This is a genomic window from Bradyrhizobium sp. Kon37 (assembly GCF_055807535.1).
In genome coordinates, this window is sequence record NZ_JBVVOY010000003.1 from 424,611 (window position 1) to 441,261 (window position 16,651).

15 protein-coding genes are annotated in these 16,651 nt (G+C 63.4%); 10 read left to right on the forward strand and 5 right to left on the reverse strand.

The genetic code is table 11. From position 1 onward, the window contains the following. Nucleotides 1–183: 183 nt before the first annotated feature. Nucleotides 184–954: a methyltransferase domain-containing protein gene (locus AC0L3J_RS09885; protein ID WP_456765410.1), complete on the reverse strand. Its 771-nt coding sequence runs from the start codon at nt 952–954 to the stop codon at nt 184–186. Between the two features lie 156 nt (nt 955–1,110). Between AC0L3J_RS09885 and AC0L3J_RS09890 the strand changes: the two genes are divergently transcribed. Then, nucleotides 1,111–1,854 (forward strand): SDR family NAD(P)-dependent oxidoreductase, encoded by a 744-nt coding sequence (locus AC0L3J_RS09890; protein ID WP_456765411.1) that lies wholly within the window; start codon nt 1,111–1,113, stop codon nt 1,852–1,854. 648 nt (nt 1,855–2,502) lie between these two features. Beyond that, a complete protein-coding gene (gene lpxD, locus AC0L3J_RS09895; protein ID WP_456765412.1) occupies nt 2,503–3,537 on the forward strand; it encodes a UDP-3-O-(3-hydroxymyristoyl)glucosamine N-acyltransferase in 1,035 nt (344 codons plus the stop codon). Between the two features lie 117 nt (nt 3,538–3,654). Here the strand turns inward: lpxD and AC0L3J_RS09900 are convergent, their stop codons facing one another. The 3 genes from AC0L3J_RS09900 to AC0L3J_RS09910 all read right to left on the reverse strand — a co-directional run bounded on the left by AC0L3J_RS09900 (nt 3,655) and on the right by AC0L3J_RS09910 (nt 7,198). Next, entirely contained in the window at nt 3,655–4,626 is a 972-nt protein-coding gene (locus AC0L3J_RS09900) for an ABC transporter substrate-binding protein (protein WP_456765413.1), read from the reverse strand. A gap of 207 nt (nt 4,627–4,833) precedes the next feature. Beyond that, nucleotides 4,834–5,790: a c-type cytochrome gene (locus AC0L3J_RS09905; RefSeq protein WP_456765414.1), complete on the reverse strand. Its 957-nt coding sequence runs from the start codon at nt 5,788–5,790 to the stop codon at nt 4,834–4,836. A 346-nt stretch (nt 5,791–6,136) separates the two neighbouring features. Then, nucleotides 6,137–7,198, reverse strand: coding sequence for an isocitrate/isopropylmalate dehydrogenase family protein (locus tag AC0L3J_RS09910; protein WP_456765415.1), 1,062 nt, complete (start codon nt 7,196–7,198; stop codon nt 6,137–6,139). Between the two features lie 169 nt (nt 7,199–7,367). On the opposite strand from AC0L3J_RS09910, the gene AC0L3J_RS09915 reads away from it, so the two are divergent. Then, nucleotides 7,368–8,756 (forward strand): MFS transporter, encoded by a 1,389-nt coding sequence (locus tag AC0L3J_RS09915; protein ID WP_456765416.1) that lies wholly within the window; start codon nt 7,368–7,370, stop codon nt 8,754–8,756. A gap of 4 nt (nt 8,757–8,760) precedes the next feature. Here AC0L3J_RS09915 and AC0L3J_RS09920 read toward each other — a convergent pair whose 3' ends face one another. Beyond that, complete coding sequence (locus tag AC0L3J_RS09920) at nt 8,761–10,380, reverse strand: B12-binding domain-containing radical SAM protein (protein WP_456765417.1); 1,620 nt, start codon at nt 10,378–10,380, stop codon at nt 8,761–8,763. Between the two features lie 257 nt (nt 10,381–10,637). Between AC0L3J_RS09920 and AC0L3J_RS09925 the strand changes: the two genes are divergently transcribed. From AC0L3J_RS09925 to soxA, 7 genes are read left to right on the forward strand one after another with little or no spacing between them, the layout of a single operon-like run. Then, nucleotides 10,638–11,087 (forward strand): (2Fe-2S)-binding protein, encoded by a 450-nt coding sequence (locus AC0L3J_RS09925; RefSeq protein WP_007594050.1) that lies wholly within the window; start codon nt 10,638–10,640, stop codon nt 11,085–11,087. Between the two features lie 11 nt (nt 11,088–11,098). Continuing rightward, the gene (locus tag AC0L3J_RS09930) at nt 11,099–13,285 is read left to right on the forward strand and encodes a xanthine dehydrogenase family protein molybdopterin-binding subunit (protein WP_456765418.1); all 2,187 of its coding nucleotides are present in this window, start codon (nt 11,099–11,101) and stop codon (nt 13,283–13,285) included. A gap of 54 nt (nt 13,286–13,339) precedes the next feature. Further along, entirely contained in the window at nt 13,340–14,611 is a 1,272-nt protein-coding gene (locus AC0L3J_RS09935) for an FCSD flavin-binding domain-containing protein (RefSeq protein WP_456765419.1), read from the forward strand. Further along, nucleotides 14,604–15,056 (forward strand): sulfur oxidation c-type cytochrome SoxX, encoded by a 453-nt coding sequence (gene soxX, locus AC0L3J_RS09940; protein WP_456765420.1) that lies wholly within the window; start codon nt 14,604–14,606, stop codon nt 15,054–15,056. Before AC0L3J_RS09935 ends, soxX begins: the two co-directional genes overlap by 8 nt. A gap of 8 nt (nt 15,057–15,064) precedes the next feature. Continuing rightward, the gene (locus AC0L3J_RS09945; protein WP_456765421.1) at nt 15,065–15,532 is read left to right on the forward strand and encodes a SoxY-related AACIE arm protein; all 468 of its coding nucleotides are present in this window, start codon (nt 15,065–15,067) and stop codon (nt 15,530–15,532) included. Then, entirely contained in the window at nt 15,532–15,849 is a 318-nt protein-coding gene (soxZ, locus tag AC0L3J_RS09950) for a thiosulfate oxidation carrier complex protein SoxZ (RefSeq protein WP_456765422.1), read from the forward strand. Before AC0L3J_RS09945 ends, soxZ begins: the two co-directional genes overlap by 1 nt. After that, the gene (soxA, locus tag AC0L3J_RS09955) at nt 15,846–16,625 is read left to right on the forward strand and encodes a sulfur oxidation c-type cytochrome SoxA (protein ID WP_456765423.1); all 780 of its coding nucleotides are present in this window, start codon (nt 15,846–15,848) and stop codon (nt 16,623–16,625) included. The genes soxZ and soxA overlap by 4 nt, the downstream gene beginning before the upstream one ends. The last annotated feature ends 26 nt before the right edge of the window (nt 16,626–16,651 follow it).

Here is a 16,651-nt window from a genome sequence, read left to right on the forward strand (position 1 = left end):
ACGAACCTCCCAACAACCTCTAAAACCGGGTTTTTTTTGTTTTCCGGTTTCAGTAGTGGCAGCAATCCGCCACCCGAACAACTAGACCTAAGCCCAATTTGCCGCAGCCAAGCCATCTTGCGCAACCCGGCACCCGCTGCCGTTCCCGGAAGCGAGCGCTTATGTCGCATTGCGGCAGTGCGATCAGCCGTTGCGCTGGGCGACCATGAACAGACGCCGGAACGGAAACAGCGTCTGTCCCGCGGCGTTCTTCGGATAGGCTTTCGCGACCCGCATCCCATAGGCGGCTTCGAACGCGGCCTTCTCGTCGCCCTGCAAGATGTCGAGATAGCGCGTCAGCCAGGTCCCCTTGGTCCATTCCTTCACGGGATTCTCGCCTTCCAGCACCTGCAGATATTCGGTCTCCCAGATGTCGATATTGGCCGACATCGGAGCGAGAAGACCGTGATAATAGGCCGGCGCTTCGACCGGCGGCGGCGTGACGAGATGCTCGACCTTGGACCGCCAGGGACCGTTCAGCGCGGTCTCGCCAATCAGCACATGCGAGGGCGCCAGAAAGTTGCGCGGCATCTGCACAGCGAGCATTCCGCCGGGCGTCACCTTCTCCATGATCGACGGAAACAGTGCCGCATGATTGGGCAGCCAGTGCAGCGCGGCATTGGAGTAGACGACGTCATATTGCTTCGTCGGGCGCCAGTGACCGAGGTCCTCGTGTGACCATTCCACGTCCGGCGCCGCCTTGCGGCCGGCGGCAACCATCTCGGCCGAGCCCTCGACACCGGTTACCGTCGCGTCCGGCCAACGCTCCTTGATCAGCTTGGTGACGTTGCCGGCGCCGGCGCCAAGATCGGCAACCGCACGCGGACCAGCATCCGGAATCCGCATCAAGAGGTCGACGGCGGGCCGGAGCCGGTGACCGGAGAATTTCAGATATTGCTGCGGATCCCAGACCATCGCTCGGCGCCTTTTCTTTTTCGTGTTTCCTTCAACGCGGCTCTTGGTTACCACTGCTCGTCCCGGTCGGGCAAATCAGGCTGGCCGGGACACGGCAGGAAACGAACAGAAAAACGAACAGCGACAAGCTGACAGCGAACAAGAGGGCGTGTCACCATGGATCTCGGGCTCAAATCGAAAACCGCCGTCGTCACCGGAGCGAGCGTCGGCATCGGCCGCGCCATCGCCAAGGGCTTGGCTGCCGAAGGCGTGCGCGTCGTCGGCGTGGCACGGCGCACCGACCTGCTCGCCGAGCTGGTAACGGAAGTCGGCTCCGGTCTGATCACGCCATTCGAGCAGGACGTGATGGCCAAGGACGCGGCGGAGAAGATTTCGGCCTTCGCCGTGAGCGAGCTCGGCCATGTCGACATCCTCATCAACAATGCCGGCGGCAGCCGCCCCCTCCCCGTCGATGCGCCCGACAGCCAATGGGACGAAGCGATCGCGCTGAATTTCACCAGCTACCGCCGCATCGCGCATGCGCTGCTGCCGCAGATGATCGAACGCAAATGGGGCCGCATCGTCAACATCACCGGCAAGTCCGAGCCGGAAGGCCTCAACGCCGCGTTTGCCGCCAAAGCCGCCGTGCACGCCTGGGCCAAGGGCCTGTCGCGCGAGATCGGCGAGCACGGCATCACCATCAACTGCATCCCGCCCGGCCGCATCATGAGCGAACAGATCCGCCGCAACTACGCGCCTGATTATCGCGAGCGGTTCGCGGAGGAAGAGATTCCCGTCGGCTATTGGGGCGAGCCGGAAGACCTCGCCGCGCTCGCGGTGTTCCTGGCGTCACCCGTAGCGCGGTACATCACGGGCACGGTGATCCCGGTGGATGGGGGGCTGAGGAGGTATCAGTTCTGAGGCTATCATCCCTGGCGTCCATCAGCCCCGGAGGCAGGTCCTTTCCGGATGTCTTCAGGAGGAGCAGAAAGTTCCAGTTCGCCCTGACGAACCGGCTAAGGACACCAGTAGAGCGGCGACGAACCGCCCGCAATCATCTCCATACCTCCAAAAGGATTTGACGGCCTGCCCGATGGCAGCCTTGCAATCGTGCGGCGCGAGGTCCTTCCAGACGGGATAGTTGCCGTTTAGCGTCGTTAGCCTAGCCGAAAACAACGTAAGCCATCGCTAGCGGGCCCGCGGCTGATCAATGCCGTCCTGATGAATCTTGGCCCTTTATGGACAGCGATGGAGCCTTATCGCCACCGAGTTAGCCCACATGCAGTATTGTCGGGTTCTTTCGAGCCCCGCAACAGATGGTCCTTGACCATTGATCTAAATCAACCGACGACAGGTTGGTTCGTTCTCCTCTCAAAAGAATCGCTGGTCATCGTAATCGTACCGAAATCGAGCGATCGAGCTTCAATTGGAGAAAGGATGAAGCAGACTTGGTGAATTGCCCTTACGGAGCTTTTCAAGGTTGGACGCAAGACCAGCAAGAGCGGCGATTCAGGTTGCAGCGATATCGCCTCATCCTATTCGCAATCGTTCCGCAATGGGGGTGGGGATATGCGAGACGGCAAGTTCTTCGATAGCCCCGCAGGCTTGACGGTAGCCAGAATTATCTCGCTAACCGGCGCCGAATGTCACGACGCGACACGACTTTCACATCTGATTACAAACGTTGCGCCACTCGAACTCGCCGGGCCGAATGACCTCGTCTTTATCGAAAGCGGCAAGTACGCCGACGCGCTGACTACAACGCGCGCCGGGGCCTGCCTGATGCTTCATCGCTTCGAAAACTGCGCCCCAAGTACTCTCATCTCGCTGCTTGCGAAGCAGCCCTACCAGGCATTTGTTGACGTCCATAGCGAACTTTATCCCCGGTCTCTTCGGCCCACCTCCGTTTACGAAGCCAGCGACATAGCTTCCGGCTCGACGATCCATCCAACTGCGCGCCTTGCTGGCGGAATCACGGTTGATCCGGGAGCCGTGATCGGACCCCGAGCTGAGATTGGAGCGGGAAGCATCATCTCCGCCACGGCCGTGATCGGCCCGGATGTTCTGATAGGCCGCAACTGCACGATTGGCGCGGGCTGTTCGATTACACATACGCTTATGGGTGAGCGGGTCGTCATCCATCCGGGCTCCCATATTGGGCAGGACGGTTTTGGCTATGTCGCCGGTGTCCGATGGCAAAAAGTCCCGCAGACCGGGCGAGTCATTATCCACGACGACGTAGAGATCGGGGCCGGCACGACGATCGATCGGGGCGGCATAAGAGACACGATCATCGGAGAAGCTACAAAGATCGACAATCTCTGTCAGATCGGTCACAACGTAGTCATTGGCCGCCATTGTATTATCGTCGCACAATCGGGGCTTAGTGGCAGCGTTACGATTGAAGATTTTGTCGTCCTCGGTGGCAGAGTTGCGATCGCTCCTCACGTCACGATTGGCAAGGGTGCAAGGGTGGCGGGGGGCTCGGGAGTTATGACCAACGTTCCCCCGGGAACGACCTGGGGTGGCTATCCAGCCCGGCCTAGAATGCAATGGATGCGGCAACTCGCTACGCTGGCTCGACTTACCAAATCGGGCATATAGCTGGCGCCACCCCGAAGCATCCGTAAAAAACACGCAAGGCCCCCGCAGGGCGACCTCATCCCAGCGGCAAGTTCTCCGCGATCGCGGAGAACGAGGCTACTGCAGAGGTTGGCGCTGTTATTCGATCACGTCGTCCGCGCGCACCAGCAAGGACGGAGCTATCTCCACGCCGAGCGCCTTTGCGGTCTTGTGATTGATGACGGTCTTGAACTGCGTCGGCTGCTCGATGGGAATCTCGGCGGGGTTAGCACCTTTCAATACCTTGTCGACGAAAACAGCCGCGTGGCGGAACATTGCGGTGAAGTCCACCCCGTAACCCATCAGGGCCGCCCCGCGGGAGGCGACAATGGGTGCGGCAACCGATGGCACCCGGCACTTGTCCACAATCGCGGCGACCATGGACGTGTTGGTGACAAACGCGTTTGCATCCGTGATCACGAGGCCGTCCATCGGGTTAGAGCCGACGAGTGACAGCGCGCTTTCGAGATCGCCGGGGACGTCGACCTCGATAGGTAGTAGCTCCATCTTCAATGCCTGCGCCGCGTTCCTCATGGTGCTCATTGTGGTGTTGTTCAGTGGATTTCCTCGCTGCATGAGCACCCCTACGCGTCGCGTCGAGGGAGCCAAGCCTGCGAGAATCTCCAAGCGCTTTGCAGCCAGTTCTGTCAGGAAAAAGGTTTGCCCCGTGATGTTGCCGCCAGGATGAGCCATGCTGGCTGCAAGCCCTATGGTCACCAGATCGGGGCCTACGATCATCACGGTCGGAATTTTTGCCGTCGCGTTGTGAGCGGCAAGAATCCCGGGATATGTGGCTGTGACGAGAACGTCAACATCAAGAGCGACAAGTTCATTCGCAAGCGCCGGCAGCCTGGCGTCGTCGCCACCGGCGTCGCGGTATTCGACATGAACGTTCACGTCGTTAACCCAACCGAGATCGCTGAGCCCCTTGAGGAACGCGTCGACTTCCAAATTCCGCGGTGGAGGGAGGAGAAGGCCAATTCGGGGCATTCGCTTTGCTTGCTGTGCTCGCGCTGCCAGCGGCAACGCAGACGCCACACCAACCAAAATCAGGAATTCTCGTCGTTTCATTACCAATCCAGTCTCATACACTCCGGCTGAGAACAGCCATTGTTCTACGTTGCTCCAAGCGAACTGACGACCGGATCGGGGCAAAGGCGGCAGTCTGCACCGGAGGCGATGACTTCTGCTCTCCCCAGACTCGGGACCTGCCGATGCCCATGCCAACCGACGCTCCACGCTAGGGAGCGACGTCATTCCCCGCAGCAGCGGCTCGGGTCATGGCGAGAGCGACGCCACGTAGGCAGCCAGCGCGATCATGTCGTTCTGCGACAACTTTTCGACGGTCTGTTGCATCAGGGAGCTTGCGCTTGCCACGCGGCCCCCGCTTTGAAACTCATGAAGCTGGCGCACGATGTAGGTCGGCGAGCGCCCGGCAATTGGCGGAATATCACCGACGCCTTTCAACTCCGGACCGTGGCAGCTACCGCAGGCGACGGTTATTCCCGATCCGCCCGTCTTGGCGAGTGTTTCTCCCCTCGCCAGACTTCCAACCGGAACATAGGCTGTGAAGGTCGCCCGGGAGTCTCGAAGCTCGAACTGATCCACATCGTCCGGTACCTCGACGATGCGCGGGCCGAGGGTTTCGGAGCCGCCCTCCGGGCTTTTGACGTAGAACAAGCGGGACGGCCCCGTCTTTGGAATGCTTTCGCTTTCGACGACCTTGATGATCTGCTTGGGCTTCTGCGCAGAGAAATAATCTGCCGCAGCGCGCATCTCGGCGTCGGTCATGGCTTTGACTGACGCCATCATCAATTGTGTGGAGGGCCTCTCCGGCCCCGACATCTTTCGCGCGCCGCTTTTGAAATCAGCCAGCTGCTGAACGAGATAGCTCGCCGGCAAGCCCGCGAGACTCGCATTTTCAGGACCGCCGGTGCCCTCGACGCGATGGCACGATCCGCAAGCGCGGACATCCGGCTTTCGTCCGTTGGCAACGATTTCCGGCATGGCCGGGTGGTCGTCCGGATGCCAATCAGGCGCAAAGAAAAGATCGCGCGCCTGCTTCCAGCTGAACGCGGCGTTGCTGCCGGCGAGTTGATTGGGCTTGTCGTCAGCCGGGGGCACCTTGACGGTCGGGTCCCACAAGAACGCCCAGGCCGGAAGCCCATTCTGCGCCAAGGCAGCGGTCGCGGTGAGGATCACGGCTGCCCACAAAATTGGCACAGACATTTTCATGGCAATAAACCTCTGCAAATGGATCGAGCAAAATCAGCGAAAAAGAAAAAGAAACTTAGCACTTCGAAAGCGGAATGCCGGAGCTGCACGCCTGGATCTGCTTCACCACAGGAAGCGCACATCGCTCCTTCACAGGAAGCACCCGATGGTCTTTTGCCGATCGGTGCAATCCTGGCATCCTGCCAGTGTTTTGCCCGACGCGTCAACGTCAGGGCCGCCGCGAATGTCGTCGCGATGCGATTCGAAAATCCCTTATTGATCAAGGGGCCTTCTACTGTGCATGGGGTTGTTTTCGCGTTTTTTGTTTTGGGCCCTTAAAAAAACACGCAAGACCCCGCATGACCACTCACCCCGCCTGCAGGATCTCCGCGATCGCCGCTCCCGCCGCGATGGTGCCGAGCTTGCCGCCGACATCGCGCGTCGCCCTGCCCTCGCCGATCGCTTTTGCCACCGCCGCCTCGATCGCACGTGCGGCTTCCTCGTAGCGCACCGCGCCGCTGTTCTGGCCGTGCCAGGCCAGCAGCAACGCCGTCGACAGGATCAGCGAGACCGGATTAGCAACGTCCTGTCCGGCGATGTCAGGCGCCGAGCCATGCGCGGCCTGCGCCATGGCGAAGCTGTCGCCGACATTGAGCGAGCCGCCGAGGCCGAGGCTGCCCGAGAGCTCGGCGGTGAGATCGGACAGGATGTCGCCGAACATGTTGGTGGCGACGATGACGTCGAAGCGGTCGGGGTTACGCACCACATGCGCCATCATGGCGTCGACGAGGATGTCGTCGACCCCAAGGCCGGGATAGGTCTTCGCCGCCGCGCGGCAGATGTCGAGGAACATGCCGTCGCCGAGCTTGAGCACATTGGCCTTGTGCACGATGGTGAGATGCTTGCGTCGCTTCATCGCCAGCCGGCACGCCGCGTGCGCGATGCGCTCGCAGCACAGGCGCGTGATCCGGCGCAGCGAGATCACGACGTCAGGCGTGACCAGCATCTCGCCATTGCCCTGCTCCATGTTGCGGTCGGCGTAAAACCCCTCCGTGTTCTCGCGCACCACGACGAGGTCGAAATCGCCGACCCGGCCGGACCGCCCCGCAAAGGTGCGTGCGGGCCTGACATTGGCGTAGAGGTCGAGGTTCTTGCGAAAGTGCCGCGACGGGTTGATCTCGCCATGGGTTTCGTCCTTGAAGTCGAAGGTCGCGGTCGGCCCGAGGATCAGGCCGTCGGCGGCGCGGACGATGTCGAGCAGCTCGGGGCGCACCGTCGTGCCAAATTGTTTGAGGCTCGCATGGCCGACCGCATGCTCCTCCAGGCGCAGATTGAGCTGGAAGCGCTCGGAGGCCGCGCGCAGCACGCCTGATGTCGCGGTCGTGATCTCGGGCCCGATGCCGTCACCGGGCAAAACGACGATGTGCATGGCGCTCCCCTGACATTGCAGCAGTTCGCGTGATCATACGCCGGCGCGCAGGTTCATCGCCCAGCCTTCGCGCATACACTGCATGCAAGCATATGCCTGTGGAAGGCGGCCGCGCCGTAGTACATGCCAAGTCCCATGGAGCCGGCCGCCGGAGCAACGCGCTAACGCAATGACAATCACGTTACCTGCCGCCGCGCGCAAGCCCGACCACACCATTTCCGACGGCCTTCCGCCCGCACAGCGGCGCTGGGCCATTGCCGCGATCTTCACCGCGCTGGCGATGGCCTCGCTGGACACCGCGGTCGCCAACATCGCGCTGCCCGCCATTGCCGGCGACCTGCATGTGACCCCGGAGCAATCGGTCTGGGTGGTCAACGTCTACCAGATCGCGCTGGTGGCGACGCTGCTGCCGCTCGGCGCGCTCGGCGAGATCGTCGGGCACCAGCGCATTTATCTCGGCGGCCTGATCCTGTTCACCATCGCCTCGCTGTTCTGCGCGGTGGCGTGGTCGCTGGAGAGCCTGCTGGTCGCGCGCACGCTGCAAGGGCTGGGTGCGAGCGGCATCATGAGCGTCAACACGGCGCTGGTGCGCTTCGTCTATCCCGGCCGAATGCTCGGCCGCGGCTTCGGCCACAACGCGCTGGTGGTCGCGACCGCCTTCACCTTCGGTCCCTCGATCGCCTCCGCCATCCTCGCGGTCGGCCCGTGGCCATGGCTGTTCGCCGTCAACATCCCGTTCGGCCTGGTCGCGATCGGCATCGGATTTGCGATGCTGCCGAAGACGCCGCGCGCCGATCATGGCTTCGACTTTCTCGGCGCGGCCCTCGCGTCGGCCTGTCTCGGCTTGTTCATCACGGGTATCGGCAGTGCTGCGCATAATCTCTCACCCGTGGTCGTGGGCATCGAGCTGGTCACGGCCCTGGTGCTCGGCTTCATCCTGACGCGCCGCCATGCCGATCATCCGGCCCCGATGCTGCCGATCGACCTGTTCAGCCGGCCGATGTTCGCGCTGTCGGCGGCGACGGCGGTGTGCTCGTTCGCGGTGCAGGGCCTCGCCTTCGTCTCGCTGCCGTTCTATTTCGAGGACGTGCTGGGGCGTTCGCAGGTCGAGACCGGCTTCTTCATGACGCCGTGGCCGCTGGTGGTCGGCATCATGGCGCCGATCGCAGGACGCCTCTCCGACCGGCACGCGGTCGGATTGCTCGGCGGCATCGGGCTCGTGCTGCTCGGCCTCGGCATGGCGCTGCTGGCGATGCTGCCGGCCAATCCTGCGATCCCCGACATCATCTGGCGGATGGTGATCTGCGGCATGGGATTCGGCTTCTTCCAGGCGCCGAACATGAAGGCGGTGATGTCGAGCGCGCCGCCACATCGCAGCGGCAGCGCCTCGGGCATCGTCGCCACCGCGCGCCTGACGGGGCAGACGACGGGTGCGGCGCTCGCCGCAGCCTGCTTCTCGCTCGCCGGTCATGACGGTGCGACCGTAGCGCTGGCACTCGGCGCGGGCTTTGCCGCGCTCGGCAGCGTGATGAGCTTTTTGCGGCTGGCGGTGAAGTAGACCGTCAGGCCAGATGTCGGGCCGCCGTCACCTCGACAGTCGCGACCGGAACGACCGTCCCCTCGTCGAGTGCTGCGAGACGCTCATCGATGGCAGCGATGACCTTGCGCGAGAACGGCCCGAGATGCGCATAGGCAGCGATCATCTGCACGGCAATCCGCGCCGACGTGGTGTCGCGCTTGGCGCAGTTCATGAAGGTCTGCCACAGCGGCCCACGCGCCTCGGGAAGGGCTGTGACCACCTTGTGCACCGTTTCCATCGCGCCGATCCGGGCGCGGATATCGCCTTCGGCGAGCTCCTGGCGCTGGCGCGAGCGGTCGAGCAGCGTCATCAGACGATCGATGCGCCTTGCATAGGCCTCCGGGCTGTAGATGTGCTCCAGCACGCGCTTGTAGTCCGTCAGGATGTCGCGCAACGGGCGCACCGGGTCGAAGTTGATCCCGGCGGTGCACTGATCCGCGCCGATGGTCGGCGCCAAATCATGGCCCGGATGCAGCCGGCCTTCGCGCTCCAGGCGGCGCGTCAGTTGCGTGTTCGGCAAGGCATAGAGCAGGCCGACCATGCTGACCGGGATCGCCGCCTCTTCGATGAAGTCGATCATGGCATCCGCCATCGAGAGCTTCTCATTGTCGAAGCCGACGATGAAACCCGCGGTGACGAGCATGCCCGCGGCGTAGATCTTGTGGATGCTCTCGGCGATGTTGCGCCGCGTGTTCTGTTTCTTCCGCATCGCGACCAGCGTCGCCGGATCCGGACTTTCGATGCCGACGAAGATGGCGAAGAAATTCGCCTGGCCCATCAGGTTCAATAGCTCGGGATCGTCGGCCAGATTGACCGAGGCTTCGGTCGACAATTCGAACGGATAGCCGTGGGCGCGCTGCCATTCGGCGAGCTGGGGCAGGAACAGCCGCAGCGACTTCTTGTTGCCGATGAAATTGTCGTCGACGAAGTCGAGATGGCCGCGGTAGCCCATGGCGTAGAGCCTGTCGAGCTCGACCAGCATCTGCTCGTTCGTCTTGGTTCGCGGCACCCGGCCATAGAGCTCGATGATGTCGCAGAACTCGCAGGTGAACGGGCAGCCGCGGGAATACTGCACACCGAGATAAAGGTAGTCCTCGAACTTCAGCAGGTCGAAGCGCGGCACCGGCGTCTTGGTGACGTCGGCCTGGAATTTCGGCGCGATGAAGACGCCGGAGCGTGCGCCACTGTCCCAGGCCGCGACGAATTCGTGGAGAACGCTTTCGGCCTCGCCGAGCACCTGGAAGTCGGCCCTCTCATAGATATGGGGGCTCGAGGTGGGATCGGGACCGCCGACGACCACCGGCTTGCCCGCGGCACGGCAAATTTCGATCAGGCGCAGCGTGTCGGCCTGCTGCGGCATCATACCGCCGGTGAAGACGACGTCGGCCCAGGAAAGATCCTCGTCGCTGAAGGCTTCCGTGTTGCAATCGATCAGCCGGACCGTCCAGTGCTCGGGCAACATCGCGGCAACGGTGATCAGCCCCAAAGGGGCCGCGGGGCGCTTCACGCCCAACACTTTGCAGGATTCGCCAAAGCTCCAGAAGGACTCTGCCGAGAACAGCGGATAGAGCATCAGGACTTTGCAAGGCTGCGGTACGTTCATGGAACCCCTTTTTGGCTGATTCCACTGTAGCAGAGCATTGTCGACTTGCATCCCGGCAAAAGGGACAAACTGTCGCTCTCGGTTCCGGGGGCGTTGGCGCGGAAGCCGGAGGACGGCGCCCCAAGCCGTGCCGCGGGCGTCCAGGGCGGGAATCTCCAGCGGCTACCCCTCGGACTATTGATTTGAACGTTTCCAATTTGCCGGACACATTGCGCCCCTGAGTCCAATCGGTGGATTGGGCCAATCAGGGGACTGCGATGGCAAACCTAACAATCAACGGAAAAACCTTCACGCTCGACGTCGAGCCGGATACGCCCCTGCTGTGGGCGATCCGCGAGAATGCCGGCCTGACCGGAACGAAATATGGCTGCGGCATTGCACAATGCGGCGCCTGCACCGTTCACATCGACGGCGTCGCCACCCGCTCCTGCGGCGTTTCAGTCGGCGAGGCCGCAGGCAAGAAGATCACGACCATCGAAGGGCTCGCCTCCGGCAACGCACTGCACAAGGTGCAGGAAGCCTGGATTGCCCAGGACGTGCCGCAATGCGGCTATTGCCAGAGCGGGATGATCATGGCGGTCGCGGCGCTGCTGAGCGAGAAGCCGAAGCCGACCGACGCCGACATCGACGAGGCCATCACCAATATCTGCCGCTGCGGCACCTTCCAGCAGGTGCGCGAAGCGATCCACACGATCGCAAGCGCGTAAGGAGCCGCCACATGAACAAGCATGTCTCTCCCAGGATGAACCGCCGTGCCTTCGTCATCGGCACCGCCGCGGTCGGCGCAGGTCTCGCAATCGGCCTCGATATCCCCTTCGGCGGCCCCGCAATGGTCCGCGCGGCCGACGGCTCCCCCGAGATCGGCGCCTGGGTCGTGGTCAGGCCCGACGACACCGTCGTCATCCGCATCGCCCGCTCCGAAATGGGCCAGGGCTCGCTCACCGGCCTTGCCCAGCTCGTCGCCGAGGAACTCGAATGCGACTGGTCGAAGGTCTCGACCGAATATCCGACACCGGGCCAGAGCGTCGCCCGCAAGCGCGTCTGGGGCGATTTCTCGACCGGCGGCAGCCGCGGCATCCGCTCTTCGCAAGACTATGTCCGCAAGGGCGGTGCCACCGCACGCGTGATGCTGATCCAGGCTGCCGCCGAGGCGTGGAAAGTGCCGGCGTCGGAATGCACGGCCGCCAACAGCGTCATCACCCACACGCCGACCGGCAAGACCACGACCTACGGCAAGGTCGCGGAGGCTGCGGCCAAGTTGACGCCACCGGCCGACGTCAAGCTGAAGGACCCCAAGGACTGGAAGCTGATCGGCAAGGGCGTGAAGCGGCTGGACACCGCCGAGAAGACCACCGGCACCATGATCTACGGCATCGACGTCAAGCTGCCGGGCATGCTGAACGCCGCGATCAAGGACTGCCCGGTGTTCGGCGGCAAGCTGAAGAGCTATGACGAAGCCAAGATCACCGGCATGAAGGGCGTCAAGAAGGTCGTCAAGGTCGGCGACACCGCGGTCGCGGTCGTTGCCGACACCTGGTGGCACGCCAAGACCGCGCTGGAGGCGCTGCCGATCGTCTGGGACGAGGGCGACAACGCCAAGGTCTCCAGCGAGTCGATCGCGAAATGGCTGACCGAAGGCCTCGACAACGGGCAGCCGGCCTATGTCGGCAACAAGAACGGCGACGCGAAGGCGGCGATTGCCGGTGCCGCCAAGAAGATCGAGGCCGTCTACAACTATCCCTACCAGAACCACGCCACCATGGAGCCGATGAACGCCACGGCGCTCTACACGGCGGACAAATGCGAGGTCTGGTGCGGCACGCAAAATGGCGAGGCGGCCTTCGCGGCCACGTTGGAAGCGTCGGGCCTGCCGGCGGAGAAGTGCGACGTGCACAAGGTGATGCCCGGCGGCGGCTTCGGCCGGCGCGGCCAGACCGACTATGTCCGCCAAGCCGTCCTGATCGCCAAGGAGATGCCGGGCACGCCGATCAAGCTGTTGTGGTCGCGCGAAGAGGACATGGCGCACGGCCGATATCACCCGATCACCCAGTGCAAAATGACCGGCGCGTTCGATGCGGACAACAATCTGGTCGCACTACACTACCGCCTGTCCGGGCAATCGATCCTGTTCTCGCTCCGTCCCGAAGCGCTGCAGAACGGCATGGATCCTGCCGCGTTCCAGGGCGTCGCCCAGTCCGGCGAAGCCGCGTTCGGTTACTCCGTGCCAAACCTCCTGGTCGAGCATGCGATGCGCAACCCGCACGTTCCGCCGGGCTTCTGGCGCGGCGTCAACGTCAATCACAACGCGATCTACATGGAATGCTTCATGGACGAGCTGGCCCAGGCCGCAGGCCAGGACCCGCTCGAATTCCGCCGCAAGCTGATGGGCAATCACCCCAAGCATCTGGCGGTGCTCAATGCCGTGGCGGAGAAGATCGGCTGGAGCACCCCGGCGCCGCAGGGCATCTATCGCGGCATCGCGCAGGTCATGGGCTATGGCAGCTATGTCGCCGGCGCCGCCGAAATCTCGGTGACCGACGGCAACAAGATCAAGGTGCATCGCATCGTCGCCTCCACCGATCCCGGCTACGTCGTCAATCCGGCGCAGGTGGAGCGACAGATCGCAGGCTCCTTCGTCTATGGCCTTAGCGCCTTGTTCTACGGCGGCTGCACCGTCAAGGACGGCAAGATCGAGCAGACCAACTTCGACACCTACAATTCGATGCGCATCAACGAGATGCCGAAGGTCGAATCGGTGATGGTGCCGAGCGGCGGGTTCTGGGGCGGCGTCGGCGAGCCGACCATCGGCGTCGCGGCGCCGGCGGTGCTCAATGCTTACTTCGCGGCGACGGGCAAACGCATCCGCTCGGTGCCGTTGCGCGACCAGAACATCACCTTCGCCTGAGAAACGCCGCGGCGGCCGTAACGGCCGCCGCGGCACCCTTTCCGGACAAGCCTCATGAATGCGTCGGTGACACGGCGGGATGCCGTCCTCGGCATCGCCGCCGCGGCTACATCATTCGCCGTTCCTTCGATCCTGCGCGCGCAATCGGCGGGCCGCGTCGTCATGGTCGGCGGCGGTTTTGGCGGTGCGGCGTGCGCCCGCGCGCTGAAGCGCGCGCAGGCAAACTTGCAAGTCATCCTGATCGAGCCCAATGCAGCCTTCACCTCCTGTCCCTTCAGCAACGAGGTAATTGCCGGCCTGCGCGACATCGAAGCTCAGCAATTTGGCTATGATAGGCTTGGTGCCGAAGGCGTGACGGTGATCAGCCAAGCCGTAACCACAATCGAGCCGCAGCTGCGCAGCGTCGTGACGGCCGATGGCGTTGCGCTGCCCTATGATCGTCTCGTCCTCTCTCCCGGCATCGACTTCCATTTCGAGGCTCTGCCTGGCTACGACGACGCGGCATCCGAAAAGATGCCGCATGCCTGGAAGGCCGGCGCGCAGACGCTGTTGCTGCGTCGGCAGCTGGAGGCCATGCCGGACGGCGGCACTGTCGCCATTGCGATCCCCGCCAATCCCTCGCGCTGTCCGCCTGCTCCTTACGAGCGCGCCAGCCTGATTGCGCATTACCTGAAAACCAAGAAGCCGCGCTCGAAAGTGCTGGTCCTCGACGCCAAGGACAATTTCTCCCAGCAGCGACTGTTCGAGAAGGCGTGGAAGGAGCTTTACGGCGACATGATCGAACGCATCGGGCTGTCGCAAGGCGGCCGCGTGACCTCGGTCGATGCCGCGACCAGGACCATCGTCACCGAGTTCGGCAATTATATCCCTGACGTCGCCAACGTCATCCCGCCGCAGCGTGCCGGACGCATCGCCGAGGTCGCGGGCGCTGCGGATGCCACCGGCTGGTGCCCGATCGATCCCGTCACCTTCGAGTCGAAGCTTGTCCAGAACATCCACGTCATCGGCGATGCCTGCCTCGGCGGGGGCATTCCCAAATCGGCATCCGCGGCAAGCGCACAGGGCAAGGCCTGCGCCGCCGTGATCGTGAACCTCCTTGCCGGCCGCGCACCAGAAACGCCGCGATTGACAGGCGTCTGCTACAACATCGTCGCACCCGGCTACGGCTTTTCGCTCGCGGGCAATTACCAGCCCAGGGGCGACATCTTCGCCGAGGTCGAGGGCGGCGCGACCAGCCCGATCGATGCGCCGCGCGAATTGCGCGCCCGCGAGGCGGCTGAAGCCGAGCGCTGGTTTCAAACCATCACGGCGGACACCTTTGGCTAGAGCATTGGTCCATATCGCAGCGCTGATCGCCGCCAGTGTCGCCTTCGCCTGCCATGCGGGAGCCGAGGAGCTCCTGCCCTACAACATCACCGGCGACGGCATTGCGGAATCGCTCACCGGCGCGCCCGGCGATGCCGCGCGCGGGCGCGCGCTGGTGCTGGCACGCACGACGACTTGCATCCTGTGCCATTCCGGTCCGTTCCCGGAAACCCGGTTCCAGGGCGACCTCGCGCCTGATCTCTCGGGTGCGGGGAACCGCTGGACGGTGAGCCAGTTGCGGCTTCGACTGGTCGATGCAGCGCGCTTCAACCCTGAGACCATCATGCCGTCCTATTATCGCACCGATCACCTCGTGCGGGTCGGGCGAAATTTCGCCGGCAAACCGATCTTGTCCGCCACCGAGATCGAGGACATCGTGGCTTTTCTCGCAACGCTTCGGGACTAGGACTGTTCATGCCAACCACGCGACGACAATTCCTGAACCTTGCCGGAAGCGTAACGGTCGCCGGGACGATCCCGATCGTCACGCTGCGGCCGCTCGAGGCGACACCGGCGATGCTAAACGCCGCGATCCGCAACGTCGTCGGCGAAGCACCTGTACGCACCGGTAAGGTGAAGCTCGACATTCCGCCGCTGGTCGAGAACGGCAACACGGTGCCGCTGACCGTGAGCGTCGCGAGCCCGATGACGGCGGACGACTACGTCAAGAGCATTCACGTCTTCAACGAGAAGAACCCGCAGCCCAACATCGGCAACTTCCATCTCGGCCCCTCCTCTGGTCGCGCCCAGGTCTCGACCCGGATCCGGCTCGCCGACACCCAGAAGGTGGTGGCGATAGCGCGCCTTTCCGACGACACGTTCTGGCAGGTCACGACCGAAATCGTCGTGACGCTGGCCGCCTGCACCGAGGAGATGAACTGATGGCCGCGCTCATCAACGTTCCCGCGAAAGCCAGACGCGGCGAAATCATCGAAATCCGCACGTTGACCTCGCACATCATGGAGACCGGCTTCCGCCATACCGCGGACGGCGCGTTGGTCCCGCGCGACATCATCACCAGCTTTACGTGCCGCTATAACGGCACCGAGGTTTTTCGCGCCGATCTCTTTCCGGCGATAGCAGCCAATCCCTATCTGTCGTTCTTCACGGTCGCGAAGGAGAGCGGCAAGTTCGAGTTCGAATGGATCGGCGACAACGGCTATTCGTCCAGCGCATCGGCGTCGATCACCGTCGAATGAGTTTTTGGCGCGCGATATCGGCCGCGGCGCTCCTCGCCACGAGCCCTGCCCTGCTCGCCGGCGAGATTCCGCCGGACGCGCGCCGCTCCGGCTATTCGTTCATGGGGCCCGACACCCGCGCGATGCAGGATGACGACAGCTCAAATCCCGGCATGCTGTTCGTGCTCGACGGTGAGGCGTTGTGGACGAAGAGGACCGGTAGCGCCGACAAGGCCTGTGCGGATTGCCATGGCGATGCACACGGCAGCATGAAAGGCGTCGCGGCGCGCTACCCGGCCTTCGACAAGGCGCTGGCGCGCCCGGTCAAGCTCGACCAGCGCATCAATCTGTGCCGCAGCAATCATCAGCAGGCACCGGCGCTCCCCTACGAGAGTCGCGACCTGCTGGCCTTGTCCGCCTTCGTCGCGCACCAATCGCGCGGCACCGCGATCACGGCCGGCGACGATCCGCAACTGAAGCCATTCGTCGAACAGGGCCGCGACCTCTTCATGCAGCGCCAGGGCCAGCTCAACCTTGCCTGCACCAATTGCCACGACGACAATTTCGATAAGCGACTTGCCGGCGCGCCGATCACGCAGGGACAGCCGACCGGCTATCCGCTTTATCGCCTGGAATGGCAGACGCTGGGGTCGCTGGAGCGCCGGCTACGCAGCTGCATGACGGGTGTCCGCGCCCAGGCCTATGATTTCGGCGCGCCCGAGCTGGTCGCGCTCGAACTCTATCTGATGTCGCGAGCGCATGGCTTGCCGATGGAAACGCCGGCCGTGCGGCCCTGAATTCCACAGATTAGGGCTAGGCAGAC